Origin of the sequence: Erythrobacter insulae, assembly GCF_007004095.1 — a bacterium.
Taxonomy (GTDB): domain Bacteria; phylum Pseudomonadota; class Alphaproteobacteria; order Sphingomonadales; family Sphingomonadaceae; genus Erythrobacter; species Erythrobacter insulae.
In genome coordinates, this window is sequence record NZ_VHJK01000001.1 from 2,229,239 (window position 1) to 2,252,964 (window position 23,726).

The 23,726-nt window shown below is 57.2% G+C and carries 13 protein-coding genes; 9 read left to right on the forward strand and 4 right to left on the reverse strand.

Annotated features, from left to right (window positions below):
- The first annotated feature begins 64 nt into the window (after positions 1 to 64).
- The 5 genes from FGU71_RS10405 to FGU71_RS10425 all read left to right on the forward strand — a co-directional run bounded on the left by FGU71_RS10405 (position 65) and on the right by FGU71_RS10425 (position 19,280).
- Positions 65 to 13,540, forward strand: coding sequence for a hypothetical protein (locus FGU71_RS10405; RefSeq protein WP_142788505.1), 13,476 nt, complete (start codon positions 65 to 67; stop codon positions 13,538 to 13,540).
- A 49-nt stretch (positions 13,541 to 13,589) separates the two neighbouring features.
- On the forward strand, positions 13,590 to 15,041 hold the full coding sequence (cysS, locus tag FGU71_RS10410) for a cysteine--tRNA ligase (RefSeq protein ID WP_142788506.1): 1,452 nt from the start codon (positions 13,590 to 13,592) through the stop codon (positions 15,039 to 15,041).
- Entirely contained in the window at positions 15,038 to 15,976 is a 939-nt protein-coding gene (locus FGU71_RS10415; protein WP_142788507.1) for a D-2-hydroxyacid dehydrogenase, read from the forward strand. Before cysS ends, FGU71_RS10415 begins: the two co-directional genes overlap by 4 nt.
- Before the next feature lie 180 nt (positions 15,977 to 16,156).
- Positions 16,157 to 17,815 carry an acetolactate synthase large subunit gene (locus FGU71_RS10420; RefSeq protein ID WP_142788508.1) on the forward strand — a complete coding sequence of 553 codons (1,659 nt, stop codon included), beginning with the start codon at positions 16,157 to 16,159 and terminating at the stop codon, positions 17,813 to 17,815.
- A gap of 28 nt (positions 17,816 to 17,843) precedes the next feature.
- Positions 17,844 to 19,280 (forward strand): aldehyde dehydrogenase family protein, encoded by a 1,437-nt coding sequence (locus FGU71_RS10425; protein ID WP_142788509.1) that lies wholly within the window; start codon positions 17,844 to 17,846, stop codon positions 19,278 to 19,280.
- Here the strand turns inward: FGU71_RS10425 and FGU71_RS10430 are convergent.
- Together FGU71_RS10430 and FGU71_RS10435 are read right to left on the reverse strand one after the other, a co-directional pair.
- A complete protein-coding gene (locus FGU71_RS10430) occupies positions 19,277 to 19,696 on the reverse strand; it encodes a hypothetical protein (protein WP_142788510.1) in 420 nt (139 codons plus the stop codon). The two genes, FGU71_RS10425 and FGU71_RS10430, sit on opposite strands and share 4 nt — an antisense overlap.
- Positions 19,686 to 19,919 (reverse strand): hypothetical protein, encoded by a 234-nt coding sequence (locus FGU71_RS10435; RefSeq protein ID WP_142788511.1) that lies wholly within the window; start codon positions 19,917 to 19,919, stop codon positions 19,686 to 19,688. Before FGU71_RS10435 ends, FGU71_RS10430 begins: the two co-directional genes overlap by 11 nt.
- A gap of 149 nt (positions 19,920 to 20,068) precedes the next feature.
- On the opposite strand from FGU71_RS10435, the gene FGU71_RS10440 reads away from it, so the two are divergent.
- Positions 20,069 to 20,734, forward strand: a complete 666-nt coding sequence (locus tag FGU71_RS10440; RefSeq protein ID WP_142788512.1) for a S24 family peptidase — start codon at positions 20,069 to 20,071, stop codon at positions 20,732 to 20,734.
- A 178-nt stretch (positions 20,735 to 20,912) separates the two neighbouring features.
- On the forward strand, positions 20,913 to 21,581 hold the full coding sequence (locus tag FGU71_RS10445) for an MBL fold metallo-hydrolase (protein ID WP_325053177.1): 669 nt from the start codon (positions 20,913 to 20,915) through the stop codon (positions 21,579 to 21,581).
- Between the two features lie 14 nt (positions 21,582 to 21,595).
- On the opposite strand, the gene FGU71_RS10450 is transcribed toward FGU71_RS10445, so the two are convergent.
- Positions 21,596 to 21,925, reverse strand: a complete 330-nt coding sequence (locus tag FGU71_RS10450; protein WP_142788513.1) for a metalloregulator ArsR/SmtB family transcription factor — start codon at positions 21,923 to 21,925, stop codon at positions 21,596 to 21,598.
- 87 nt (positions 21,926 to 22,012) lie between these two features.
- On the opposite strand from FGU71_RS10450, the gene FGU71_RS10455 reads away from it, so the two are divergent.
- A complete protein-coding gene (locus FGU71_RS10455) occupies positions 22,013 to 22,978 on the forward strand; it encodes an acyl-CoA desaturase (protein WP_142788514.1) in 966 nt (321 codons plus the stop codon).
- Here FGU71_RS10455 and FGU71_RS10460 read toward each other — a convergent pair.
- Entirely contained in the window at positions 22,911 to 23,306 is a 396-nt protein-coding gene (locus tag FGU71_RS10460) for an MAPEG family protein (protein ID WP_142788515.1), read from the reverse strand. The two genes, FGU71_RS10455 and FGU71_RS10460, sit on opposite strands and share 68 nt — an antisense overlap.
- Before the next feature lie 227 nt (positions 23,307 to 23,533).
- Here FGU71_RS10460 and rpmF point away from each other — a divergent pair, with 227 nt between their 5' ends.
- The gene (rpmF, locus tag FGU71_RS10465) at positions 23,534 to 23,713 is read left to right on the forward strand and encodes a 50S ribosomal protein L32 (protein WP_142788516.1); all 180 of its coding nucleotides are present in this window, start codon (positions 23,534 to 23,536) and stop codon (positions 23,711 to 23,713) included.
- Positions 23,714 to 23,726: the final 13 nt, after the last annotated feature.

Here is a 23,726-nt window from a genome sequence, read left to right on the forward strand (position 1 = left end):
TCAGCCACACCAGAATTCACCGCGAAGAGCGGACAGCGTCAGTGCATGACGTTTGGGGAACAAAATGATGAACGCGAAGAACAGCGCCGCACAGAATGTCCGTAAGGTTACGGAAGGAACCCATGCGACCCGGCGAAAACGCTGGCTCGGTTCCGGTTCGATCCTCGCCGCAGCAATTGCGATGACAGCGACGCTTTCCGATCCGGCAGCGGCGCAATCCGGCCCCGTGATGTCATCACGCGTCACCATGGATCAACCCATGGCGCGCAGCGCGCCTGCGACTGTGCAACAATTGAATGCGCTCGCCAATCGGCCAAATGCGGGCCAGCCTCCTGTGCAGACGCGCACATTGCCGACCCCGATCGCGACCGAGCGGATGATGATAGAACGGGGCGTAACGCTAAGCGCGCCGGCGCTGCCTCAAGCTGAGAGTGCACCGCCTTCGCAGCCTGCAGAGCTGAACATCCAGCCGACAGGTATCGCTTCTGCTTCAGGGCCGGTTACAGCTGCATCGAGCACGCCGGCAACGCTGCCGGGTGACACAAACACGACCGGCATCAACGTTCTTGCCGAAGCCAATTACTTCGCCGGCGAGGTTGATTTCATCCCCGGCGCGGCGGTGGATATCGTTAACATCTTCGTCAACGAGGCGATCATCAATTGGACGACCAATGCGGCTGGATCGGTAGGCAACACGGTCGATTTTCTTCCGGCAGGCGGCAACCTGCTGTTTACGAGCGATTTGAGCAATTACACCGTCCTGAACCGGATTTTCACGCCCGGTCTTGACAGCGCGATACGCATCGACGGCAATATCACCAGCAATGCATTGTCGGGATCACGGGGCGGTAACATCTGGTTTTACAGCCCGGGCGGGATCATCGTCGGTTCGACTGCGACATTTGATATCGGCAGTCTGATCCTGACCAGCAGCGAGCTCAGCGCGATAACTGGAATTGTCGATTTTGCCGGCGTCGCAGAGCCAAATACGGCGGTAATCATCGAGGGCGGTGCGTCGATAGATGCGCTCAATGATGTGCTTATTCTTGCACCGCGCATCGAACAAGGCGGGACCGTTCGAGCAGGCGACAAGATTGGTTATGTGGGCGCAGAAGAAGCGCGTGTAACCTTTGCCGAAGGCTTGTTCGAAGTCCTGGTGACAGTCGGGACGTCGGATGAAAACGGGATCGTTCACACCGGATCGAGCGGCGGGCCGACTCTGGTTGACGATCAAAACCGCGGAATAAGCTTTTTCGTTCAGGGGCAGGATGCCGCCGTGAACATGCTGGTTGGCGGAAACATCGGGTATGACGATGCCTCTGTCGCCACTGCCAGCAATGGCGTGATCTTTCTGGAAGCGGGCGACGGGTCGGTCGCGAATTCGGGCAACATCACTCTGGGTGCGGGTAATTATAACTCGGACCTGTTTGTAGGTGCCACAGGTGCAATTTCGATTGCCGCTGATGGGCAGGGCTCGGACATCAATTTCGGGTCCATTGATCAGAACGTCAATGTCAGCGCCTTTGCCGAACAACAGATCTCAATTGCCGCCACGTCCGGCGCGAACATAGCGGCCAACGGCAATTTCAGCGCGACAGCGGGCGACGGACCGAATGGCGGCATAATCAACCTGACGGTTGACGATGCGGGCCGCGATGATGCGGTCAGCATAAGCGGCCTTATTGTCGAGGGGGACTTGCGGCTGAGGGTCGATGCCAACGGTATCAATGATACTGCTCCGACCGGAGTGGGCGGCGATGCGGTGGGCGGGACGATCAATATCAATGTCTCTCAAGGCGGCGAATTGATCTCTGGCGCCGAATTGGAACTCTTTGCAGGCGCGCAGGCTGGCTATGGAGGTTTCCAGGCAGGGTCTGCCACCGCCGGGACGATCAATCTCACACTCGATGGCCAGAACAGCAGCATCGAAGCGGCAACTTTCATCTCGCTTACTGCGACGGCGGATGCCGCAGAGGACCCGTTCGGCAGTTTTTCACCTGTACCGCCGCAAATCGGCAGCGATTCCCTGGGTGGTACGGCCAACTTAAATCTTAATGGCGGCCTGATTTCCGCGCCGTCCTTGGGGATTGTTGTCGATGCTGTCGCCACAGCGGGTTCGCAGGGCGCTGCTACTCCGCCAAACGATGCAACGGGCGGCACAGTTACAATCAACAATGCGGCCAATTTGGACCTTCAATTCCTTGGTGTTTCGACCGACGCCGCTGGCGCAGCTGGTGGCAGGGGCAATTTCTTTGAAGACGGGTCTGTTGGCGGGACCGGTACCGGCGGCACGATCATCCTCAACAGCACCGTCGATATTCCCAATGTGATCGATCTCTTCCTTACCGCTCGCGGTACAGGCGGCGATGGCGGCGAAGGCGGCTTTAGCGGCGCTGGCGGCGCAGGCGGCGCCGGGCAGGGCGGCGATATCACCTTCACAATCGGCGGCGCGGGCGCGCTGCTTGGTAATGCTGCGGATGTGTTTATCGATACCGGCGCGGCGGGCGGTGCTGGCGGTGTTGGCGGCACAGAAGCATCCTTGACCGATAGCGGCGATGGCGGCGCGGGCGGGACGGCAACTGGCGGTACGTCTGCTTTCATCATCGCCGGTACGGGTGCGACCTTCACCTACAATTCCGACGAGTTTGCCTTGCGTTCAGATGCAATTGGCGGCGCGGGCGGTGCTGGTGCATTCAATTTCAGCGGTTTAAGCGCGGGCACTGGCGGCGCAGGTGGCGACGGGACCGGCGGCACCGTTTCGGTCGAAGCGCAAACCGGCGCGACGCTCGATCTGACCGGGTTCAGCGGGTTTTTCAGCCTGTTTGCCTCGGGTAACGGAGGAACCGGCGGCGTCGGCGGCGGCATCGATATGGGCAGCGGCGGGATCGCCGGAAATGGCGGAGCTGGCGGGTCGGGTGTCGGCGGTTCGCCTTTATTGATCGCGGCGGGCGGAACGATTTCCAGCCCCGATCTGATAAACCTTTCAGCAGGCGGCAGCGGCGGTACCGGAGGCATCGGCGGCGATGACGGTCTGACGGTAATTGGCGCGCAGGGGAATGGCGGCTCTGGCGTTGGCGGCACTCCTTCGATCCTGACCTTCGATGGCAGTCCCGGCATAATCTCTCTTGGCGATGTGTCGATTGATGCGAGCGCATTTGGCGGTGCCGGAACCGTGACGGGCACGACCACTGGCGGTCAGATTTCGATTATCGACGGTTCGGCTGATCCGGCGGGCCTGATTACGATGGCGTCGCTTTTCGTGACAACAAGCGGCGTAGCTGCGCCTGCGAGCGGACCGTCACTTATCATCGAAAGCGACAGCGGCCCCATCACCGTTACCGGCAATGTTTCAGCGGACGTCACCGGCGATATCGCGTTTAATTTTGATGGCGATGGACAATTTGTAGTCGGCAACAACGCCGATCTTATCGCTGGCGGCGATATCACGGCGGCGCATCTGAACAACGCATCCGGCGTCATCTCGATCAGCGTGGGCAATGACTTTACCGCAAGCGCCGGGGGCGATTTCGCTGCTGGCGACGCGACGATCATCGATGCAACGCGCGAAGTGTCGATCACTGCGCAAAATATTGCATTTGATCGGATCGTGGCCGGAAATGACAATATTTTCGACGCTGGCGAATTCGCGCTGACGCTCAATGCGACGAATGGAAGCATTACCAGCGGATCAATCGGATCGCTTACCTCGCTCTCCGGCGTTGATCTGGATGCGACGCAGGCCATTAATGTTGGCGATATTCTGGTCAATGATGGCCAGATCCTGATCGATGCTGGCACAACTTTGAATGCTGGCACCGTCCGGGTGACCCAGGGCGGCGGTGTCAGCGTTGAATCGGTTGTGATCAATTCAGGCGGTGACATGGTGCTGGGCGATACGCGCGCTCAGGATAATTTGACCATCACCAGCGGCGGCTCTTTGACGACCGGCTCGCTCACGGGGGTGGGGGTTGTCGCCACCGCGACAGGCGCGGTTGATGTTGGCGATGTTTCCAACTTTAGCGGTGTCGCCAACGGGCAGAATATCGTTATCAGCGGTGCCTCGATCGCCATCGACAGCGCGGTAGCGAACACATCGGCGGGCAATGCGGTTACGCTAACCGCGACATCGGGTGACATTACGATTGGCACCGTTGATGCCAATGGCTCTTTGACCGTTGATGCGCCGGGCAATGTGAACTTTGGTGATCTGGCCGCTTTGGGCGTATTCATCACCTCTGGTGCGAATGTAACCGGCACATTTGCGAGCAGTGATCGTGCGATCAATTCCGGCAGCCCGCGCGATGTCCAAATCACGGCGACCGGCGATGTCTCTGTATCGTCATTCAGCACGGTGAATGATGTCGAGATCACAGCAGCATCTTTTGCGACTGACGCGATCACGACCGGCTTTAACATCAATGGCGTTGCAAGCGACGTGATCATTGATGTGGCCGGCCTTACCGACATTGGGCAGGCGGACATTCAGGGTGATCTGATCGTGACCGCGGCAGAGATTTTGCTCGGGACCATCGGGGTCGCTGGGACGACTGATCTTGTCAGCACTGTCGGCGATATCGGGATTACGGACCTAACCACCGATCAGGATATCCTGATCAGTTCTGCAGCAGCGGCCAATATCGGTTCGCTGGCAAAGCGGGGCACGGATACTATTGGTAACGAGACATTCAATGTGTCCGCAGTGACCGATATTGTGGTTTCCGGATCGATTGATGGTCACGATAACATTGTGCTCAATGCAGGTGGGTTGATCGATGCAGCGCAGCTGATCGCGTTTGACAATGTGACTGCGACAGCCGGAACGTCCATCGATATTGCGGCTATTACCACCACCGATACAGGTGATGTGAGCCTGACTGGTCCAACCATTTCGCTGGGTAACAGCACGATTGACGGAACGCTGACAGCCAATGCGGCTGGGGGTAATCTGACGATTGGCGATGTCACCACAACCGGTGCGATTGATCTGGATGCAACCGGGATTGTGAGCTTTGGCGTGATCACCACCGGTGGCAGCATCAACGCCAATGGTGGGTCTGGAATCCTCGGTGGGTCCGCCCTTAAGACCGGCACAGATTCCCTCGGCAATGAAAGCATGACCTTCATTTCCGGCGGTGACATCACGTTAAGCGGGACAATTGATACGCACGATAACATCGTGATCGATGCGGGCGGGACGGTCGATGCAAACCTGCTTCAGGCGTTTGACAACATCACCGTCACGACAACCGGGCTGATCGATATCGCCGATATGGTCACCACCAATACGGGCAATGTAATCCTGACCGGTGGCAGCGTAATCGTGACAGATGCGACCGTGAATGGCAGCTTTGCAGCGACCAGCACAATCGGTGCCATCGCATTCAACGGCACAGTCAGCCCGGATAACGGCCTTTCGGCCAATTCAGCGACCGACATCACATTTGCCACTCTCGATATCACGAACGGGCTGCTTGAATTGATCGCGGCTGGTGACATTTCCGGTGTAAATGCGATCAACAGCGCTCCGGCAGGCAGCGGCGGATCGGACAGCACCGTCCTGACAGCGGGCGGCAACATCACCCTTACCGGTATCGCGCAATCAGTCGATGACAGTGTCACTCTTAACGCAGGCGGCAATCTGACTGTTGCAGCGATTGACGCAGCTGACACGCTGAGCGCGATTGCGACCGGCGCTGTGCAGGTCGGCACTGCGACGACTGCCAATAGCGGGTCCGTATCGACTTTCCGGGGCACATCGGTGGCGTTGGATAATGGCCAATTGGCTGGCTTCCTCGTTCTGGATGCGACCGCTGGCAACGTCGATAGCATCGGTGTGATCAGTTCGGGCAATCAGACGAGTGTTGATGCAACGGGTGTCGTGAGCCTGAATTCGCTGACCGCCAACGGTTTGACCAATATTACCGCTGGCAGCGGGGTTGATTCCGGCGATATTTCTGTGACGTCCGGCTCTCTTACGATCACGGCCACAGGCGGCAACACCGTGGTAAACGACGTATCGTCTGCGGGTAACCTGAACCTCAACATCACAGGTAATCTGACCACCGGCGCGCTTTCGTCAAACTCGGTCAGTCCGGGTCTTTCTGTGACGGTATCGGGCGATGCCGATATCGGATCGGCGACTTCGAATGTATCCAGCCTTGCATTGCTCGATATTAATGTCGGCGGCGCGCTGAGCGGCGGGGACTTTACCGGCGGCGGTGTGACCACTCTTGATGCGACCAGCATCAATGTCGGCGCGGTAGAATCTGTGAACGCGCAGATCACTCTCACTTCAAGCGTTGGCGAAATTACGACCGGCGATCTTACGTCGGGACTGACGACAGCGGTTAATTCGGCGACAACTGCCACCCTTGGCAATGTTTTGGCGGGCGCCAGTTTCTCGCTGACGACACCGGGCGATGCGCAGATGGGTGATCTTGATGCTAACGCCAGCGCCAATTTCGACATTGGCGGCAATCTGATTGCTGGCAATCTGATCGCACGCGCGACCAGCCCCGGTTTTGACATGACGGTTGGAGGCAATGCGACGGTCGGATCGATCGTTTCCAATGGCCTGCTGCTGGTTGATGTGGCGGGCGACCTTATCGGCACGGATTTCACCGGTGCGGCTCTTACCGATATCAGCGGCGCGAGCGTAACGTTGAATTCGCTGACCAATGGCAACATTACCAGCATTGCCTCGACGATCGGAAACGTAACGATCGAAGCGCTCGACATTAGCAGCAATCTGACCATCACTGCGGCCGCTATCTCGGATATCGGCGATGTCATCACGACCGGTTCTGCGACCATCGGCGGCGCGTCTGTGATCCTCGATACCGGTGATGTGACCAACACGCTTACGCTGAACGCCGCAAGCGGGGACATCGCTGGTACCGGAGCGATTGCTGTTGGCGGCCTGATTGATTTGGACGCAGCCGGCAATATCGGTTTTGGATCGCTCGATGCGGGTGCAGCATTCACAGCCAATGCTGGCGGTGACATTGCTTTCAATTCGGCATCGGCAGTTTCAACCCTGACTTTTGTTGCGGGCGCAGATATCATTTTTTCCGCGCTTTCGGGTGATAACACGGTGAGCCTGGACGCAGCGGGCGCGATTGTTGGCGGTGATGTCACCACCGATCAGCTTACCTCCAGTTCAAGCTTTACAGCGGGCACATCGGTTACCCTGGGCGATGTCACCACGCGCATCCTTACCGTGAACGCAGGGACCGATATCACCCTGGGCGCGGTTGACGCGCTGGGCCGGGACATTCGCGGGATTGCGATTGACCTGACGGCGGCCGGGAATGTCGATTTTGCATCGCTTACCTCTGGTCGCGGCATCGACATCGGCAGCGCCACGATCTCGGGCGGAGATATTGTGTCTGACAATGGTGTTACCATTGCGGCAGAAGTTCTTGATCTGGGGAATGTCTCGGTAACCGAACTCGGGCCGGTCACAATTGAATCGACAGCGGGCGATTTGAGTATCGGCAATGTTGAAAGCAACACGTTTGGGATCTCGCTCACATCGGCTGCGGCGCTCACTGCGGGTGATCTGACGGTAAATGGCACGGCCAATTCATCGGATATCACGGTGACATCGCTGGGCAATGCCACCATCGGAGATGCAACGGCGGGCAATCAATTGTCGCTCGATGTTACGGGCAATCTTGTTGCTGGAAACCTTGTTTCAAACGTGATCAGCCCCGGCACTGTTGTGACCGTAGGCGGCGACGCGGCGATTGCATCTTTCGATGCGCTTTTGGGTCCAGCGACGTTCACGATTGGCGGCGCGCTAAGCGGCGGAACCCTCGCGTCTGATGGCGTGCTCACGCTGAATGCGGCTTCGATAGATGTCGCTGGAGCAATTTCGCGTACGCAATCTGTCATCGCCGCAGCGACCACAGGCGATGCAACAATCGGCAACGCGCAGGCGAATTTCGACATCTCCGTAACGGCAAATAACGGCACACCGACGCTTGGTTCGTTTACAGCGGGAGATGACATTTCCCTGACCGGATCGTCGGTCACGCTTGGCGCTGGAAACATTGTTGGTAATCTGACCCTCACGTCTTTGAATGCCGATGTCACACTGCTGCTGGACGGCGCAGAAAGCATTACGGTGGGCGGGCAAACGATTTTGGATGCGGCAGGCGACATTGTCGTCACGCATACCAACAATGCAGCTGGCACTCTCTCGCTTGATGTGATCGGCAATATCAACGCCTTGGCCAATGGATCGATTGATGCATCCGCAGGGTCGATCCTGTCCGGTTTCGAAGTGTTCCTGCTGGCATCTGGTTCAATCGGCGTCGATGATGTGCGGGCGATCCCCGGCATCATAATCGAAGGCGGCGGCAGCGTTACAGTGAACAACGCATCGGCAACCGGCCCGCAGGGCGTCTCCAACATTCGCGGTATTTCGATAAGCGCCGGACGGGATCCGTTTGCGGCTTCGGTCTTGAGCTTCGATAATTTCGCCGATGCGACAATTACGGGGACGGTCGATTCCTATGGTGACGTGGCCGTGCGTGCAGGCGGAGCGGCGATTTTTGCGACCGGATCGGCGACCCGCGCGAATGACCGGATCTTTGTCGAGACCGGCGATGATATCATCGTGGAAACAGGCGCCACATTGACAAGCGCGATCAATCCTTTGTTCGCGCCTGATCCAAGCCTGCCATTCAACGGAGCCGGCGCGATTGAGCTTAATGCAGGCGGTGTGATCGACCTGCTCAGCGTTCCGGCAACACCGATTGCGTCGCTGGTGATCGACGGCACACTGAACGCCAATACAGGCGCGGTCATTGCCAGCGCCAATGCGATTGACGGCCTCGATGGCATGATCATGGCAAGCTCGATCGCGCTTGATATCAACGATGCGCCGGGTGCAGGCGGATTTCAGGACAATGATGCAGGACTGCTCTCGGCAAGCTGTTTGGAAGGCAATATCTGCCTTGGAAATATCATGGCCGATAACGTCATCGAGATTGGCCAGAACAGCAACAATAACGTGATCCAGCTGATTATTCAGCAAGGGGCAGTGAACGCGAACGATATTCGTATTACCACGCGCAACGATATTGTGATGGGAACCGATGGCATCGCGACCACGTTGAACGCCTCGAATTCGTTTAGAGTGCGCAGCCTGATCGGCGATATCGATCTGCGCGATGCTGCGATTACCAGTAATGAAATTGCGATCGATGCGGCAGGCAGCCTGCTCGGTTCCGCGATCCTCAGCAGCACCGCAGATGTAGGTATCACTGTCGGGCAGGACCTGAATGCGGCTCAGATTTTCACAGGCGGACAATTGACCGAGGTCGACACGATCGGCGGCGACCTGGAATCTTTCTTCGATGTGCCCGGATCAATCGACGTCGGTCTACTCTCAGTCGGATCGGGCGATGTAAACATCACAGCCGGCAACATCGCGCGTATCGGCAGCCTGATTGTTCCGGCGAGCGATGTGTCGATCTCCGCAGGCATACTGGCGCAGCTTGATCTGACCGATTCCGCAAACAACGTGGCGCTTGATGGCGGAGCGGTCGTGCTCGGCGATATTACCGCAGCGAACAATGTTTCGGTCGTTTCCTCCTCCACGGCTGATTTTACCAGCGTCAATGCGGGCAACGATATTGATATCCTTGCGGCGGCTTCTGCCAATGGAGGCGATTTGACCGCCTTTGGCGCGGTGCAAGTAGATGCGCAGCTGATCGCGCTGGGCGCAGTGGACGCAGACACCATCGATTTGAGCAGCGCAGGCGATATCCTGTTCGATAGCCTGCTTTCGCCAAGTGGAATTACATTGGCTGCGACCGGCGGTACCATTGGTGCGAATACAGGACCGGGCGATATCGATAGCGGCGGCGCAGTATCATTGAGCGCGCAGACCATTTCGATTGGCAACATCGATGCAAGCGGGGGCGTGAATGCCATCACGAGCGCCGGTGCATTAAGCGTCGGTGACATCACCAACACTGCCATCGGCAGCCAGATCAGCCTTGTCGCAGGCGGCGCTGCGGGCGATCTATCGGCTGGCATATTGACCACGAATAGGGGCGATATCCTGTTGAATGGCGGACGCGATGTTGCGCTGGTTTCAGCGGCCAATTCAACGGGAATTCCAACGGCGGGCAGTATTGCCATTCTGGCTGGCGGTGATGTGACCGTGGCCGGAACATTGAATGCCGGTGAAGATGTCGCCATCCGCAGCATTGGCAGCACCAGCCTCGCGGCGGTTTTTGCCGGTGATGATATCGCAGTTGATGCTGGCGGCGATATCGCGCTGGTCGAGGCGGCGACTTCTGGTGCGGGAATTGATCTGTTTGCCCTGTCATTTAACGACGCAAATGCCGGTCAGCCCGGCAGCATCGCTTTTGCCGCTGAAACGCTTACGGGTTCGAACATCAATCTTGCCAGCGGAGCCGATGTGGTCGCAACAGGCACGCTAAATGCCGCAAACGCGATCACTGTGTCTGCGGCAGGCACCCCGGTTATCGGCAATGCGATTAGCGCAGGTGACACATCGGTTTCCGGCAGCTCCATCAACTTTAACAATGGCAGTGTGGGCGGCGATCTTACGCTGACCGCAAATGCTGGTGATATCGATGGTTCGGGCATGGTCAGTGTCGCTGGCGGTATCGCTCTTGATGCGAGCGGCGGTATCGGATTCGGCACACTGGTTTCGCAGAACGGCGATTTCACGGCGAGCTCTGGCGGTGATATCATTTTCGATGCGATCGATAGTTCGCAATCCGTCGCTCTTCAGGCGGGCGGCCGTATCAATGGCGACCGGATTGACGCGGTGACCGCTATTAATCTTGGTGCGGCGGGTTCAATCTTTATCGATCACGCCGAAACCGATGCCGATTTCACGGCAATTGCTGGCGGCAATGTGACCACTGGCCTCAATTCCATCATCACCGGCGGGAATATCTTCATCGTAGGCGACGTGGTTGATCTTGGTAATTCAACCGCAGGCGGCTTCATCGATGTGATTGGCAGCCAGATTGATTTCGTCAATCTGATTGCGGGTTCGACAGTCACCTTGCTTACCACTTTGAGTTCGCCAGTCGGCATTCCCGGGACTGGCAATCTGAACATTACCGGCACCAACATTACCGCTGGAACAGGGCCGAGCAGCCTAGAGGCGGCTGGTTCGATCAGCGTGTCGGGCGCAACCGACATCCTTGGTAGTCTGTCCATGGATGCGTCTGGCGATATCGCCTTTGGCACAGCGGATGTTCAGGGCGGCGACTTTACCGCCACCGCCGGAGGAGCGATCGATCTGGTTTCGGCGGATGCTGGCGGAAATATCGATTTCTTCGCAGGCCTCGCTTTGACTGCGACGGGCGATATTGCTGGCGCATCAGGTGTCTCGCTTGAATCCAGCGATGGTTCTGTCACTGGCGCCAATATTGTCAGCGGCGGCGATGTTGATATCCGCGCGGCCACTACGGCCACGTTCAGCGATATTTCGGTTGATGCGTCACAGGTGACCATCGTCGCGGGCAGCAATGTGACGCTGAATGATATTCTCGCCGCGAACGAGATCAACATCACCAGCGGCGGGACGTTGATCTTTAATGATCTGCAATCGGCTTTCAGCGTAATTCTGGATTCGCAACAAGCCACCCTTGGTCAGACAATAGATGCCGGTTCGGTCATTACGATTGATGCCGGAGCAGGCGGCGTTTCCATCGGGGATGCAAGCGCCGGAACCGCAATGACGATCACCGCAACAGATCAGATTGACGCGGGCACGCTGACAGCGGCGAGTGATATTCTGCTCCAGTCGATTGAGGGCGGCGATATCACGGCCAGTACAATCGCAGGAGGCGCCGATGTCCGGATATTCACCGGCGGCTCCGCCACTGTTGCGGCGCTTAACGCGGCTCAGGGCGGGGCAGGCGGAGACATTCTGGTTCAGGCTGATAGCGGGATCACCATTCAGACGCTCACAGGTGTCACCGCAACTCTCGAAGCAAGCGGCGGCGATGTTGCGGTCACCGACGATGCGGCACTCACCGGACTTGTCAGTGCGGATGGGCAGAGCGTTCTGCTGCGTTCGAACGGCGATCTTGCTGCTGCTGCCAATGCGACAGCTGGCGATATCACGATCGAGGTCAGCGGTGATTTGACGACCGAGGGCATTTTCGCTGACGGCGACATATTCCTGCAAAGCGGGGGATCAACCACATTGAATGCCTCCGCGAGTTCCGGAACTCCCGGCGCTGGCCTACCGTCCGGGGTTCAGGGTGTTCAGCAGATCACCACGATCAACGGCGGTGATATCACGATCACAGCGGCGGCCGATATCCTGATCAATTCGTTGGTTGATGCGGCGGGCACCCTTTCCATGACGGCGGATAATCTGATCCAGATCGACGCGGTCGCAGTGGGCAATGTCATTGAGACACTGTCGGCAGACATTGCCATCGGTACAGGCGGGGCGCTGGGCCAGAGTGATCGGACGACGGAAATCTCGATTGCGACACTAGGCGATATTCAGCTTGGCGGAGCCGCCGGTACTTCGATGGGATTTGAGCTCGATAATGATGAATTTTCGCGTGTCCACAGCGGCGGCGATCTGATCATCGCTGCGATTGGCGTGACCACGGGTGATGGCAATATCAATATCGGCGATCTCGATGTTCAGGTCGCGCAAGGCACCGGCACGTTAAACGATGGCAATATCGCCAATTTTGGCGGGCTCTTGCTTGAGGCTGACAATGATGTGAACCTCACCGGCGGTTTGATTGTCACCGGCGCAACGCCAGACAATTTCCTCGCCATCGATGCGTTAAATCTGATCACGATCGATGCTGAAACGGCCACGCTCCAGGTGGCCGACGGCAATGGCGCTCCTGCGGGCAGCATTGGCCTTAGCGCGAATGCGATCATCGCAGCGGGTTCTGCGGATATTGCCGATATTCCTGGCCTCAGCTTTGCCGATGCAGAAGCTTTGCTGGCGCTTGCCCCTGCAATCGCGCGTCCGGATGGATACATCATCGGGTCAGACATAACCTTCAATGTCGACAGCGGTGTCTTTATCGCAAATAGCGGCGCGGGCACGGGCTTTGATGACCGCCGCGGCATTGTCGCCAATACGCTGACTGTCAGCTCGATGAACCCGGATGTCGGCATCGTAATCAATGGTGTGATTGATACGGCAACGGGCATAGATGCGGTCGGACTTGTCGGCGTACCCGGCACCTTTGATCAGCTTTCGACGATCAATGGTTGTTTGCTGATCGACCCGGCGAGCTGTGTTGCCGTGATCTCGCCGCCGATCGATTCAATCGGGCCAGAAGGCGGTCCGATCCGCGATCTGATCGACGATCAAGTCGAGAAAGAAAGCCCTGTCGTGGAAACGGTGTCCACCATCCTTGTCGAAATGCGCGAAGACCCCGAACAACAGCAAGATCCGCTGCTTGATGAACCGGTCACAGGCGCAGGTAACGAGGATTTCTGGTTTGGCGAAGAAGAGCAGCAGACAGAGGATGAGGAAGAGCTTGAGCCAGCCGAGTGAGGTGTGATCTCTTGACCAGCGGCATGGTGCGTGTGCATGGCTTCGCGCCATGACCGACACCCCGTTAAAGCTGTTCAACAGCCTGACCCGCCAAATCGAAGAATTCCGCCCAGTCCATGCCGGCGAAGCGCGCGTCTACACCTGCGGGCCGACGGTCTACAATTATCCGCATATCGGCAATATGCGCGCCTATGTCTTTGCCGATATCCTCGGGCGCACGCTGACGCATAAGGGGTTAAAGCTTACCCATGTCATCAACATCACCGATGTCGGCCACCTGACTGACGATGCCGATAGCGGCGAGGACAAGATGGAAAAGATGGCTGCGGAAAAAGCGCAGTCGATCTGGGATATCGCCAAACATTATACCGAAGCGTATTGGGCCGATATCAAAGCGCTGAACATTCGTCAGCCGGCCAAATGGTCGGTCGCAACCGATTACATTCCAGAAATGATCGAGTTTGCGAAAAGTATTGCGGACAAACATTGCTACGAATGTGAAACCGGCCTGTATTTCGATACGACCACGGTTGAGGATTACGGACGCTTGGCGCGCGCCATTACCGAGGAAGGCGAAGGCCGGATCGACGCGGTCGAGGGTAAGCGTAACGCGGCCGATTTTGCGATCTGGCGTAAGACACCGGCTGGTGAAAAGCGCCAGATGGAATGGGATAGCCCGTGGGGTAAAGGAGCGCCGGGCTGGCATCTTGAATGCTCTGTTATGGGTGAAAAGCTGCTCGGTTTCCCATTCGATATCCACACCGGCGGGATCGACCACCGCGAAATTCACCACCCGAACGAGATCGCGCAAAATCAGGCATTTTGCGATTGCGGCGGCCTTTCAAAAGCATCCAATTCAGGTGCGAATATCTGGATGCACAACAATTTCCTGGTCGAGCGTTCGGGCAAAATGTCCAAATCCTCGGGCGAGTTTTTGCGCCTGCAATTGCTCATCGACAAAGGCTATCATCCGCTCGCATACCGCATGATGTGCCTGCAGGCGCATTACCGCAGCGAGCTGGAGTTTAGCTGGGAAGGGCTGGATGCCGCTTTGACGCGGTTGAAGCGGATGGTCATGGCGGTTGAACGTCTGGCTGATGCTGCATCGCAGCCAATGGCTGAACATCCGAAATTCGCACCCTCGCTTGCAAAGTTTGAAGACGCGATCTCCGATGATCTGGGCACGCCGATTGCTCTTACCGCGATCGAAGATGCGCTGGCGGTGAAAAAGGTCGATGCTGCGATCAAACGGGCCGTGATCGAATATATGGACGGGGTGCTTGGCCTTGGTCTGTTTGATCTGACCCGCGCCCAGTTGCGCATCCGCCCAAAAACAGCGACCGTGGCTGACGAAGAAATCGAAGACGCGCTGGCCCGCCGCAAGGCCGCCCGCGCGGAGAAAGACTTTGCAACCTCGGATGCCATTCGGGATGAACTCACAGCCAAAGGCGTTGAGGTCATGGACGGTGATCCACTTGGCTGGGAATGGAAACTGACATGACGATCCTCGCACTTTCCGGGCTGATCCGGCCGCTGCTTGAACCGCAATTGCCCGATGGTCTCGATGTGCGCTGGTTCGTGACGAAGGAAGAGGCTCTTGAGGTTGTACCGGAAGCTGAAATCGGCTGGTTCGACATGTATGAGAAAGATGCGATGGCGGACACGCTGCGTGCAGCGACCAATCTGAAATGGCTCAATTCCATCTATGCGGGGCTCGATTTCCTGCCCATGGATGTGTTGATCGATCGCGGCATCACCGTAACGAATGGCGCGGGCATCAACGCGATCACCATTGCCGAATATGTCGTCATGGGCATGCTCAATATGGCCAAGGGTTACCGCGAAGTGGTGCGCGCGCAGGAACGGCATGAATGGCTGCTCGATAGTCCGGGCAAGCGCGAGCTTGCCGGTTCGAAAGCCTTGCTGCTGGGCTATGGTGCGATTGGCAAACTGATCAAACCGCGCCTTGACGCGTTTGATGTGGATGTAACCGTTGTGCGCCGATCGGGCGGCGAGGGTATTCTCACGCCGGACGAGTGGCGCGCCAAATTGGGCGAATTCGATTGGATTATTCTGGCCGTGCCCGCGACGGCAGAGACGGACGGGATGATCGGGGCAGATGAGCTTGCCGCGATGAAATCGGACGCTGTAATCGTCAACATTGCGCGCGGCGCTGTGATTGACCAGCCGGCGCTTGTCTCCGCGATAGAGGCAAAGAAGATCGGCGGCGCGTTTCTTGATGTGACCACGCCGGAGCCGCTTCCACAAGATCATCCGCTGTGGGCGATGGATAACGTCCATATCTCCATGCATCTTTCCGGCCGTGCACAGGATAAAATGTTCATCCGCAGTGCAGAGCGGTTTCTCGGCAATCTCGACAAATATCTGCGCGGCGAGCCTGTTGCGCCGGTTTTTGATCCGCAAGCTGGATATTAAACCCCTCGGAATTTGGCGCATTCGTGCAATTCATGCATTGTGATTGCGGGCATTACTGCATGGGTGCATGACGGTGGCATCGCGGATGCAAGCGTTCGGGACGATCTAGAGAACAGACAGGCGTAACGCCTGCGTTGCAATTGGGGCAGCAGGTTCTCGAACATAGGGGGGAATAATCATATGACTGAGACCAAAAAAGCGTCAGACGTATTTGTCGATTGTCTGGAGGCAGAGGGCTGCGAATATATCTTTGGCGTGCCGGGTGAAGAAAACCTGGATTTCCTCGACTCTCTTGGCAAATCGGACAAGATCAAACTGATCCTGACCCGGCATGAACAAGGCGCCGGCTTTATGGCCGCAACCTATGGGCGGCACACCGGCAAAACGGGCGTCTGTCTTGCGACGCTTGGTCCGGGGGCGACCAATTTCGTCACTTCTGCCGCCTATGCGCAGCTGGGCGGTATGCCGGTCCTGATGATTACCGGCCAAAAGCCGATCAAGAAATCAAAACAGGGCCGCTTTCAGATCCTTGACGTAGTCTCCATGATGGAGCCGATTACCAAATACGCGGTGCAAATCGCCGCCGGAGACAACCTGCCGAGCCGGGTGCGCGAGGCGTATCGTCTGGCCGAGGAAGAAAAGCCGGGTGCGACTTTGATCGAGCTGCCCGAAGACATCGCGGAGGAGCCGACCAGCGATTTCAAACCGCTCCCGAAAAGCGTCGCTCGCCGCCCTTCGGCTGAGGCGAAGGCTGTTCGCATGGCTGTAAAAGCGATTGAAGCTGCGAAAAATCCGGTGCTTGTCATTGGGGCCGGCGCGAACCGTAAAATGTGCGGGCGGATGCTTGAGCAATTCGTTGAAAAGACCGGCATCCCGTTTCTGACCACACAGATGGGCAAAGGCGTGATTGACGAACGCCATCCCAAGTTCCTTGGCTGCGCGGCGCTTTCCGCTGGCGATTTCGTCCACCGCGCTGTCGAAGCGTCCGACTGTATTATCAATGTCGGCCACGATGTAATCGAAAAACCGCCTTTCTTCATGCACGATAACGGTGTGACGGTTATTCATATCTCGACCCGCACAGCAGAGGTTGATCCGGTGTACTTTCCTCAGATCGAAGTGATCGGCGATATCGCCAACGGCATCTGGCAAATGAAGGAAGATATCACCCCGAACCGCAGCTGGGATTTCGATCACATGCTGGCCTATCATCAGGCCGAGCTGGATCACACCCATGCGCTCGCTGCCGATACGCGTTTTCCGATTTTTCCGCCGCATCTGGTGCAGCAAGTGCGCGATTGTCAGCCACATGACGGCATTATCTGCCTCGACAATGGCGTTTACAAAATCTGGTTCGCGCGCGGATACACGGCCTATTTGCCCAACACGGTGCTGCTCGACAATGCGCTGGCGACCATGGGGGCGGGCCTGCCCTCTGCAATGATGAGCGCGATGCTGTATCCTGACCGCAATGTCATGGCGATCTGCGGTGATGGCGGGTTTATGATGAACAGTCAGGAGATGGAAACTGCCGTCCGTCTTGGCCTTAACCTGACCGTCCTGATCCTGCGCGATGATGCGTATGGTATGATCCGCTGGAAACAGGCGAATATGGGCTTTGACGATTTCGGCCTGACCTATGGCAATCCGGACTTCGTCAAATATGCCGAGAGTTATGGTGCCAGCGGCCACCGCGTCGAATCGAGCGAGCATCTTACCAAACTGCTCGCCCATTGCCGCGATACGCCGGGGGTCCATCTAATCGATTGCCCGGTGGATTACACAGAGAACGATCAGATCCTGAACCATGATATCCAGGAACTGAGCAAGAAGCTTTGATCGCCAGATAGGGACAGAAGGACAGACAATGCCCCAGTTAAAAGACACCTATCCGCTCTATCTAAACAACAAGGCCGCGCAGCCGAACACTGATCTAGAGGTCACAGACAAGTTCACAGGAGAGGTCGCTTTCCGCACCGCTCTGGCGACGCCGGATGTGATTGAAGAAGCGATTGCAGGCGCGGTCCGCGCGGCAGAGCCTATGGCGAAAATGGCCAGCTTTGAACGTAAAGCGGTTCTGGAACACTGCGTTAAACGGTTCCGCGAAAGGTATGACGAGCTTGCCTATTCGCTGTGCGTGGAGGCCGGTAAACCGATCAAGGATGCCGAAGGCGAAGTCGATCGGTTGATCGACACATTCCAGATCGCGGCCGAGGAATCGACTCGCAATTATGGAGAGGTCCAACCATTGGACATCAGCGCCCGGGCCAAGGGTTATATGGGCATGTGGAAACGCGTTCCGATCGGGCCGTGCAGTTTTATCTCTCCATTCAACTTCCCGCTTAATCTGGCTGCGCACAAGATCGCGCCCGCAATCGCCGTGGGCTGTCCTTTCGTGATGAAGCCCGCGTCCAAGACACCGCTCGGCGCGCTCATCATGGGCGAAGTTCTGGCCGAAACCGACCTGCCCGAGGGCGCTTTCTCGATCCTTCCGGCCAGCCGCGACGGGGCCGATCTGTTTACCGTGGACGAGCGGCTGAAACTGCTTAGCTTTACCGGATCACCGGGCGTTGGTTGGGCTTTGAAAGCCAAAGCAGGCAAAAAGCCCGTGATCCTGGAGCTGGGCGGCAATGCAGCCGTGATCGTGGATAAAGACGCGGATCTCGATCACGCGCTGGAACGGATCATTTTCGGGGCATTCTATCAATCGGGTCAGTCGTGCATCGGGGTCCAGCGGATCATCATCCACGAAGATATCTACGACACGTTCAAAGATATGCTCATTGCAAAAACCAAAACGCTGGTTTCCGGCGATCCGAAAGACCGCGATACCTTTATCGGCCCGATGATTTCGGACAAGGAAGCGGGCCGACTAAAAGGCTGGATCGATGATGCCGTCTCACAAGGTGCAAGCCTGCTGTGCGGGGGCGGCCTGTCGAATGGCAATATGCTTGAGGCGACGCTGCTCGAAAATGTGCCTGCGAAAGCGGATGCGAATTGGGAAGAGGCGTTCGGACCGCTTGCCAATCTCAGCAAGTTTTCCGATTTCAATCAGGCATTGGAACAGGTGAACCATTCCAAGTTCGGCCTGCAAGCGGGTGTTTTCACTCGCGATTTGCATCAGGTTCTGGATGCTTGGGATACTCTGGATGTCGGCGGTGTGGTGGTAAACGATGTGTCATCTTACCGCGTCGACAACATGCCATATGGCGGGGTGAAAGATTCCGGTCTGGGCCGCGAAGGCATTCGTTTTGCCATGGAAGATATGACCGAGATCCGGAATCTTGTCATCCGCAGGCTCTAGCTTTCCTCAAGCAGCAGCAACACCGCCGTCACCACCATTCGCTCGTCATCGCCGCTAAAGCTGTGATCGACTTCTCGGATGGTGGCTTCGGCCACGAGCTGTCCGGGAATATGGAATTCGTGTTCCGGTAGGTTGGCGATAAAATTCTCGCCCGCTGCGGCCGATTCTTTTCCATCGAAATCCAGCATCAATTCGTGCCGCGTCCCTGAAAAAGTGATCGATGCCCATGCTTTTTCTTCGTGGGAAAGCAGGCTGGAGCGACCATTGGTAAGCTTCAGAACGGCTTCTCGCACTCTGTCCGCGGTGCTGCGACGCGGGCGATACCGGCGCGCGCGATGCGTTGGCGCAGCGTCGGCTGATTTGGTTTCGAACTGGGCGGTGGAGACGGGGGCGAACATCATAGTTTCAGTGAGCATGGGCGAAACCTTTCGTCTGAATAGGAGCGTGTGAATTGGCGGTTGCGGCGCTGGCTTCGAATTCTGCCATCCAGCGCAGGGTGCGCGCTTCGGTGGCGGCACGCGGTATCCTGCCCATGCGCAAATCGAGCACGAACCGCGGATCATGCGCCGCGAGACGTCCGAATTTGGTTGCGGGCATATCGTGGGTGCGCAGGAATTTTTCGACTTTCCGGATCAGCATAATGGTCCCCCTTTGCGGTGTTGTAATAGGAACGAATCAGTCAATGTTCCTATAATGTTCCAACTGAAATCCTACTTGTCTAGGAAAAATCCTATGCTATAGGAAAAATGAAGGGGTCAGGAAGTGCTCCACCGAGGAAGGGAATGATTATGCCGCAGTCTGACATGTCACCGGAGCGCGCGCGATTGCTCGAACTGGCACGCAATCGAGACGTCAGCCTCAGCAGCCTGTCGGTTATGCTGGGGAGAAACCCGGCCTATCTCCAACAGTTTATCAAGCGCGGAACGCCGAAGAAGCTGGAAGAGGGGGACCGCGGAAAACTGGCTGCATTTTTCGGCGTGGATCAATCCGAACTGTCTGACATGGACGTTAAGGATAAATCCTATATTGCGTCCAAAACCCCGCGTGAGGCCGGATATGTGGAGGTCCCGCGCCTCGACATTGGTGCATCGGCCGGTCCCGGTGCGGTCCAGACGGGCGAGACGATGTTTGACGCCTTTAGCTTTTCGCATCGCTGGCTGGCGGAGCAAGGCCTTGCCGGAGCGCAGTTGTCAGCGATCACAGTGGAAGGCGACTCGATGGAGCCGTTGCTTAATGATGGCGATGAAATCCTCGTGGATCGTTCACCCCGGCCATTTCGCGACGGGGTGCATGTTGTGCGTTTGGGCGACACTTTGATGGTTAAGCGCGTGGCGAGCGCCGGGGGAGGGCGGCTGGCCCTGCTGAGCCAGAACCTTGCCTATCCGCCCGTTAATGTCGCCGCGGAAGATGTGGAGATAATTGGCCGCGTGGTTTGGAAAGGCGGGCGGATATGACGCCTTTTGAACGTTATGCGGATTTTCTTTGGGGCGTTTGTTATGGCTTTGATCGCTACGAAAAGCATGACGAGCACGGTCAGGATCGCCGCGCGGGCGGCTGTTGCACGGGAAATCGCGTTACCACGGACGTAATCTCTGTCTTGCATTGATGCGCGCTCGCGGCCACATCGCGTGTATGACCGACCAAGCCAAAACACCGCCCATCAAAGCCGCCATCATTCCGGTTACGCCTTTGCAGCAGAATTGCTCGCTGATCTGGTGCACCAAGACAAACAAGGCGGCGCTGGTCGATCCCGGCGGCGATCTCGACAAATTGAAAGACGGCGTCGCAAAGGCAGGCGTCGAGCTTGAGAAAATCCTGATCACCCACGGGCATCTCGACCATTGCGGGCAGGCCGGAATGCTGGCCGAGGAGCTTGGCCTGCCGATCGAGGGGCCGCACAAGGATGACCTGTTCTGGATCGAGCAGCTCGACAATGATGGCGCGCGTTACGGGATGGAGGCGAAAAGCTTTACGCCCGATCGCTGGCTGGAACACGGCGATACGGTGACGGTCGGTCAGCTTACGTTGGACGTAATCCATTGCCCGGGCCACACGCCCGGCCATGTCGTGTTCTTTCATGAACCCAGCAAGTTCGCGATTGTCGGCGATGTGATCTTTCAGGGATCCATCGGCCGGACAGACTTCCCGCGCGGCAATCATCAGGATTTGCTCAACGCCATAACGCAGCGCCTATGGCCGCTCGGCGATGATGTGCTGTTTATTCCAGGCCACGGCCCGACCAGCACATTTGGTCAGGAACGCAAAACGAATGCGTTTGTAAGCGATCACGCTCTGGGTTGAGCCATGCCTCCGGCTTACTCCAGGCTATCAGAAGTGGTATTGTCCGCCTCCTTCAACGCCTTGCTTTCACGCTTTAGCGGGCGGGATACGGGGCACACTTCCTGCACGTAACCATTCAGAGTGTTCGCTAGGTTTTCGCGCACAATGCGGTAGTGAACATACTGACCGCGCTTCTCGCTTTTCACAAGCTCAGCATTCTCCAGGACGCTCAGATGCTGCGACACCGCCGGCTTGGATATGTCGAACCGCTCGGCAATTTGCCCCGCAGTCAGTTCGGATTCCGAAAGATACGCTAGGATTTTGCGGCGCACAGTGGAGGCAAGGGCTTCGAAAACTTTTTGCATGACCGGGTGTATATAAGTGGTTGCTTAATTACTTTCCAGACGTCATTAATAATTAAGCAATACATTAATTACCTATGGAGTTGCATTATGGAGCGTGATCGGTGTGAGGTGAACTGGATTGTCGAAACCCCTGCGGCCAATGCTGTGGAGGGTAAGGTCCGATGGGATCCGATTCACAGCATTTGGAATGGCGGGATGTTGATTGCCTCTGTCGTGATGGTCCCTTTTTTCACAACGCCTGCTGCTGTCGCCTTCGGGCTCGGCATGACTGGCCTGCTGCTGCTGCTTGGTCACTCGGTCGGATTTCACCGTTTGCTGATCCATAGCAGTTTTGAGACAAAGCCGTGGTTGCGGCGATTCCTGATCTGGTGCGGCACTGTTGCGGGAATGAGCGGACCGATCTGGATTGTACGAACGCATGATCTGCGGGACTGGGCGCAGCGGCAAAGCGGCTGTCATGATTACCTCGCCCATCGCCGTCCCATGTTGCATGATGCGTGGTGGCAGTTGCACTGCAGCTTAAAGCTGGCAAATCCGCCACAATTTGACCTCAGCAAACTTGAGCACAGCGCGTTTATCACGTGGCTGGAGCGGTCATGGATGCTGCAACAATTGCCGCTCGCAGCGGTGTTCTTTTGGCTAGGCGGCTGGCCATTCGTTGTTTGGGGTGTGTTTGTACGTGTCGCTTTGACCGTGCACGGCCACTGGCTTGTCGGACATCTTGCCCATCGTCGCGGGCCGCAACGCTGGCGGGTTATTGATGCAGGCGTTCAGGCGCACGATGTCCCGTGGGCGGGCCTTATCACGATGGGGGAGGCGTGGCACAACAATCACCACGCCTATCCGGGCAGCGCGCGCATTGGCCTTTACCCCGGTCAAAGCGACTGGGGCTATAGGTTTATTCAGCTCTTGGAGCGGATGGGTCTAGCGTGGAACATCTGCCTGCCGAGCGACATTCCCGAACGGAAGAGCAAATTGGAAGCCGTCACATCACCCGAGCAGCAATCAGCACCGCGACCACCGCAAGCCCGATCAGCGTCAGCATCGAAATGATGGTGCCAATCATGCGCCCTTTGCCCAGTGCGCCGCCATCCATTCCGAAACCGTGCGCGATGCGTCCGAGGATAAAGAGCGCCGCCACATAGGCGAGCCATGGGTCGCCCTTGCCGGTCAATTCGATGGCACCGATCAGGATAAGCACGAAGGGCGCATTTTCAGCAAAATTGGCGTGTGCGCGCATTCGGCGGATTACGTTCTCGTTGTCTTCGTCGCCGATGAACACTTTTTCGGCCACGCGCACACGGCCAACGCGCATCATCAGCCAGATGTTGAGTATCGCCGCCGCAGCGGCAGCGGCGAGAGTAACTGGAAGCAATGCCATTGAAGAGTTTCCCTGAAAAAATTCTGTTTCGCGTGCTAGTCGGCGCGCGCGATGCTTGCAACGCGAGATTTTTCCGGTATAGCGCGCCGCCTACCCGCCAGCTTACGGCCAGGACGCTCACCAAGCTATATGCTTGTGTGAAACGCCACCTTGCCTTAAGGGCGGCTTCAAGACTTTAATGTCACCTGACACGAACACACGTATTTATTTGAGGAAATGGTGCCGCCATGGCTGTTCCAAAGAGAAAAGTATCCCCGCATCGCCGTGGTAATCGCCGCGCGCACGATTCGCTCAAAGTAGAAGCGCATCACGAATGCAACAATTGTGGTGAGCTTAAACGCCCCCACAACCTTTGCCCGCATTGCGGCTTTTATAACGGTCGCGAGGTCGTCGCAGTCGGCCTTTAAGGCCACTGCGAAG